Raw genomic sequence first — 4585 nt, forward strand, 5'->3', positions numbered from 1 at the left:
TCTTGTCTTCAATGGGTTGTCTGGTTCCCTCAAATAATTGTTCATCAAATTTTCCCATATAAAAAAAACCAAGGCATTTTTCACCTTCATTGAATTCAAAAAAATCATGCATATATTTGATTAATCCCGGCGAACTCCAATAGGCGCCGATATTCAAATCTGTACACATCAACCACATGTTTTGAACAGCCATGGCTGTTGCAGCAATTTCTTCCCACTCGGGCAAAGACTCATTAGGATCGCGTTGCATACAAATGGCTATGATGCAGGAAGCTTTTGAGGGATTTTCTTTTAATTTTTTGTATTGAAATTCAGAAAACTTCCCGGAGGTAGTTTTGTATTTTTCCGCTAAAAAATTTCCTAATTTAATTAAGCTTTCGCCCTGTATTACTTTAAATCGCCAGGGTTCTGTGCGTTTGTGTGTGGGTGCCCAATTGGCTGCTTCCAGCACGTGAAGAATTTGATTTTTGGTGATGGGGTTCTCGTTATATTGAGCAGGAAAAACGGCACGGCGACGTTTGATAATGTCTAAAATCATAACTTTTTTATTGAAAATTAAAGATATAAAAATGAAACAATATCTTTTTTACTTTTCTCAAAATTAATTCTAAAAAACTGTTATCAACTTCCAATTATTGACAAATAAATGGGAAACCCAAAAGTGATATTAAAGGGGAAGGTCACCGCCAGAGCCATCGGCAAATAAAGGCTGGGATTTGCTTTAGGTACAGCTATTTTCATTGCAGCGGGAACAGCAATGTATGATGCACTTGCTGCCAGTATGGAAAGCATAAATCTATCTCCAACATTTTCAGTAACCAAAAAGCTTAACCAAGCAACAACACACCCATTTATTAATGGAATTACAATTGAGAATGCCGTTGTAAACCAACCACTTCTAAAAAAGTCTCCTAATTTTCTACCGCTTATGATTCCCATATCCAATAAGAAAATTGCTAAAAACCCTTTGAAAATATCTGTAGTGAACGGGGATATGCCTTGAGCTTGACTTTCACTCGCTAAAAGACCAATGATCAAACTTCCCAAAATCATAACCACACTCCCATTAGCAAATGAGTGACTTACTAGGGTTTTCATTTTAGGAGAGTTTTGCTCTTTTACCCCATAAATTTTAATCAAAATAACGCCAATAACAATCGCAGGGGCTTCCATCAAAGCCATAAGCGCCACCATATGCCCACTGAAGTCGATTTGCTGAATTTCTAAAAATGATACTGCTGTAACAAAAGTAACTGCGCTTATTGAACCATAAGCAGCAGCTATTGCACCAGAATTTTCAATACTTAATTTTCTTTTTAAAAGAAAAAAGGTATAAAAAGGAATCACGATTGCCGTAATGATTCCAAAAAGTACGGTCCAGATTATTTCAACTGTAAATTCACTGTGAGCTAATTCTCGTCCGCCGTTAAATCCAATTGAGAAAAGTAGATAAAGGGAAATAAATTTTGAAGAGCCTTCAGGAATTTCCAAATCACTTTTTAGTTGAACTGCCAGAATTCCCATTACAAAAAAAAGTAAAGCGGGGCTCGTTAGGTTATCAATCAATAAGTCAAGAGTCATATTTTATAAAATTAGTTTTGATTAAATTGAAAGCTACTGCGTGTTTTAGTTTATTTTGAATAATAGTCTATATTAAGGGTTGAATGAATATCTAGAAGTAGGTTTTCCTTTTTTGATTTTTCTATAATTGATAAAATATGTTTTTTTGTTTCCAACAATTCTTTTATTCGTTCTGTGGATCCGGTTTTTGACACACCGGTGCGTTCTTGTAAACTAAATTCATTTATGGTGTGAAATTGAATTTTACTGTTTATGAGACTAAGAAGGATTTCTTTTGCCTCCTCAGAATTAAATTTTCCTTCAATTAGTTTTAATTTCTCCATTGCTTCGTTAATTTTTGTTTGTTACTCTATGGGTTTAAACTTGAAAAGTTGCTTTGTAAAAATTGGTTTTATGCTGTTGTTACTTTTTCACTTTTATCAATTTTTGATGGAGCAAAGTTCGTTTAAAGTAATTATAAAATATTATTTATATATTTGATATAACATATAATTTATTTTTATGAACTATACTTTACATCAGTTACAGGTTTATCTGAAGGTTGCCCAAACTCAAAGTGTAACAAAGGCATCAAAAGAGCTGCACTTATCTCAACCGGCAGTTTCTATTCAGCTAAAAAATTTTCAGGAACAATTTGAAATACCTTTGACAGAGGTCATAGGCAGAAAAATATACATAACAGATTTTGGGAAAGAAATTGCAGAAATCGCTGAAAATATAATACGCGAAGTTGAAACAATTAACTCAAGAACTTTGGCTTTTCAGGGTCAACTTTCAGGGCGCTTAAAAATTTCAATTGTATCTACCGGAAAATATGTAATGCCTTATTTCCTCTCTTCATTTGTTCAGCAAAATCAGGGTGTAAACCTGTCTTTAGATGTGACTAATAAATCCAAAGTCATTGAAAATCTCGAAAACAATGAAGTGGATATAGCACTCGTTTCAGTTCTTCCGGAAAAACTCAATGTAGAAAGCATTGAACTCATGGAGAACAAACTTTTTTTGATTGGTTCAAAAGGGCAAGATTTAAAAAAGGAACATCACAGTAAAGATATTTTTAGTAAAATACCATTGATATACAGAGAACAAGGCTCAGGTACCAGGCAGGTTATGGAAGAATTTATGAAGAAAAACAATCTTCCGGTGTTAAAAAAAATGGAACTCACATCAAATGAAGCTGTAAAACAAGCTGTTATTGCAGGGCTTGGGTATTCAGTAATGCCTATTATCGGGATCAAAAATGAGTTAAAAAACGGGGACCTGGAAATTATCCCTGTGGGAGGCTTTCCCATCAAATCAAATTGGCAGATTATTTGGATGAAAGGAAAAAAGTTTTCTCCTGTTGCTTTGGCCTACTTAAACCATATTAAAAAGGAAAAAAAGAAACTAATTAATTTAAATTTTGGGTGGTATGACAGGTATTAAAAATTAATAATCCGTTGATTCTTTTTTATCTTTTAAACCAAGCAAGCTTTTAAAGTTTACAGTTGGATGTCATATAACTTTTAATTATGATATTCATAAACTTTTATAATGTACAGATATGTTTAGTGTGTTTTGTTTGCTAAAGTTGTTAAAAACTGAAGTTGGTTTATTAAAAAGGTTTATTTTTAAATTTATGACTACTGTTTTTAAGCAAAAGATTATTAGTAATTCTAACTGTATGATAAAAAAATAATGACCTGATGAAAGATCACTACTTACTTCTGGCAAGTTTGGGTTTTGCTACGCTACTCATGGCTTGGTTACCATCAATTTCTGAAAAAATCAAAGTGAGCTCGCCAATCATTCTTTTACCTATAGGTATTTTACTTTACATTGTTGGAATCCCTTTGGGATGGACGGATTTACTTTGGAGTGACAATGTTATCATGATTTTTTCTGAAGCCATTGTCATTATATCATTGATGGGTGCCGGTTTAAAAATGGGAAGCGATTACAGTTTTAAGGCTTGGAAAAGACCTTTGTTACTCATTGCCATAACGATGCCTTTAACAATGTTAATGACCTATTTTATTGGGGCTTATTTTTTGGCTTTAAGTGTTCCAGCGTCATTGTTGCTGGCTGCTATTTTAACTCCAACAGATCCTGTCCTGGCCTCAGATGTTCAATTGGATGACCCGGAGCGGGAAGACAAGCTCAGGGATAAAATACGTTTTTCGCTTACCGCTGAGGCTGGCCTGAACGACGGCTTGGCCTTTCCTTTTACCTATCTTGCCGTTATGGTCGTCCAAGCAGGAAGTTTTGCGGCATTTAATTTTGGGGATTGGTTTTGGGATAAATTGTTGTTGAAAATTGTAATTGGTGTTCTAGTGGGTATTTTGATTGGTAGATTTACCGGATATATTCTTACTCATTTAAAACAATGGAAGGGTATTCAAACCTATGATGGATTTTTAGCACTTTCATTAACATTTGCTGTTTATGGTATTTCCGAATTGGTTCACGGCTATGGTTTTATGGCTGTTTTTTTTGCGGGACTCAGTTTGCGTTATTCAGAAAATGTTAGCGGAAAATATAAAAAGAAAATGCACGATTTCAATCACGAGATAGAACGTCTTTTAATTGTGGTTTGGATAATTTTATTCGGGGGTACTATTATGAATGGAATTTTGGATGTGACAGACTGGAAAGGCATTTTATTCAGTGCTACCTTTGTTTTAATTCTAAGACCTTTGGCCGGGATGATTGCTTTGGTGGGTATCAAAGATTCGGTTAAAAATAAGCTGGCGATTAGTTTTTTAGGTATACGCGGTGTGGGGTCAGTTTTTTATCTTTCCTGGGCCTTTATGCAAACAGATTTGTTTGAAAACAAATATGAGCTTTACTCAATTGCTGCATATATTATTCTATTTTCTATTATTTTACACGGAATCACAGCGCCTTCCATCATAAACTATTTTAAGAAAAACCCGAAGAAACATAAGCTGGATGATTTTTGAAAAGTGAAATATACACCTTTTGTACTCAAATCAGACAGACTTAGCAGCAATGAACAAAAACA

At 34.1% G+C, this 4585-nt stretch carries 5 protein-coding genes; 2 read left to right on the plus strand and 3 right to left on the minus strand.

Annotated features, from left to right (window positions below; translation table 11 throughout):
• The 3 genes from AACY61_RS09070 to AACY61_RS09080 form a co-directional block, all read right to left on the minus strand.
• Positions 1–538 (minus strand): nitroreductase (locus tag AACY61_RS09070; protein ID WP_339611257.1); only part of this gene is annotated, 538 nt, incomplete at its 3' end.
• Between the two features lie 83 nt (positions 539–621).
• Positions 622–1581, minus strand: coding sequence for a sodium-dependent bicarbonate transport family permease (locus tag AACY61_RS09075; protein ID WP_339611258.1), 960 nt, complete (start codon positions 1579–1581; stop codon positions 622–624).
• Between the two features lie 50 nt (positions 1582–1631).
• Complete coding sequence (locus tag AACY61_RS09080) at positions 1632–1904, minus strand: hypothetical protein (protein ID WP_339611259.1); 273 nt, start codon at positions 1902–1904, stop codon at positions 1632–1634.
• A 178-nt stretch (positions 1905–2082) separates the two neighbouring features.
• Here AACY61_RS09080 and AACY61_RS09085 point away from each other — a divergent pair, with 178 nt between their 5' ends.
• Positions 2083–3006 carry a LysR substrate-binding domain-containing protein gene (locus tag AACY61_RS09085; RefSeq protein ID WP_339611260.1) on the plus strand — a complete coding sequence of 308 codons (924 nt, stop codon included), beginning with the start codon at positions 2083–2085 and terminating at the stop codon, positions 3004–3006.
• 260 nt (positions 3007–3266) lie between these two features.
• Entirely contained in the window at positions 3267–4523 is a 1257-nt protein-coding gene (locus AACY61_RS09090; RefSeq protein WP_339611261.1) for a cation:proton antiporter, read from the plus strand.
• Positions 4524–4585: the final 62 nt, after the last annotated feature.

The organism is uncultured Planktosalinus sp. (assembly GCF_963973675.1).
GTDB lineage: Bacteria > Bacteroidota > Bacteroidia > Flavobacteriales > Flavobacteriaceae > Planktosalinus.

What these genes read in the sequence shown, in the direction of transcription:
- AACY61_RS09085 (WP_339611260.1), top strand. Translation starts at nt 2,083, where the DNA reads ATGAACTATACTTTACATCAGTTACAGGTTTATCTGAAGGTTGCCCAA.
- AACY61_RS09075 (WP_339611258.1), bottom strand. Translation starts at nt 1,581, where the DNA reads ATGACTCTTGACTTATTGATTGATAACCTAACGAGCCCCGCTTTACTT.
- AACY61_RS09090 (WP_339611261.1), top strand. Translation starts at nt 3,267, where the DNA reads ATGAAAGATCACTACTTACTTCTGGCAAGTTTGGGTTTTGCTACGCTA.
- AACY61_RS09080 (WP_339611259.1), bottom strand. Translation starts at nt 1,904, where the DNA reads ATGGAGAAATTAAAACTAATTGAAGGAAAATTTAATTCTGAGGAGGCA.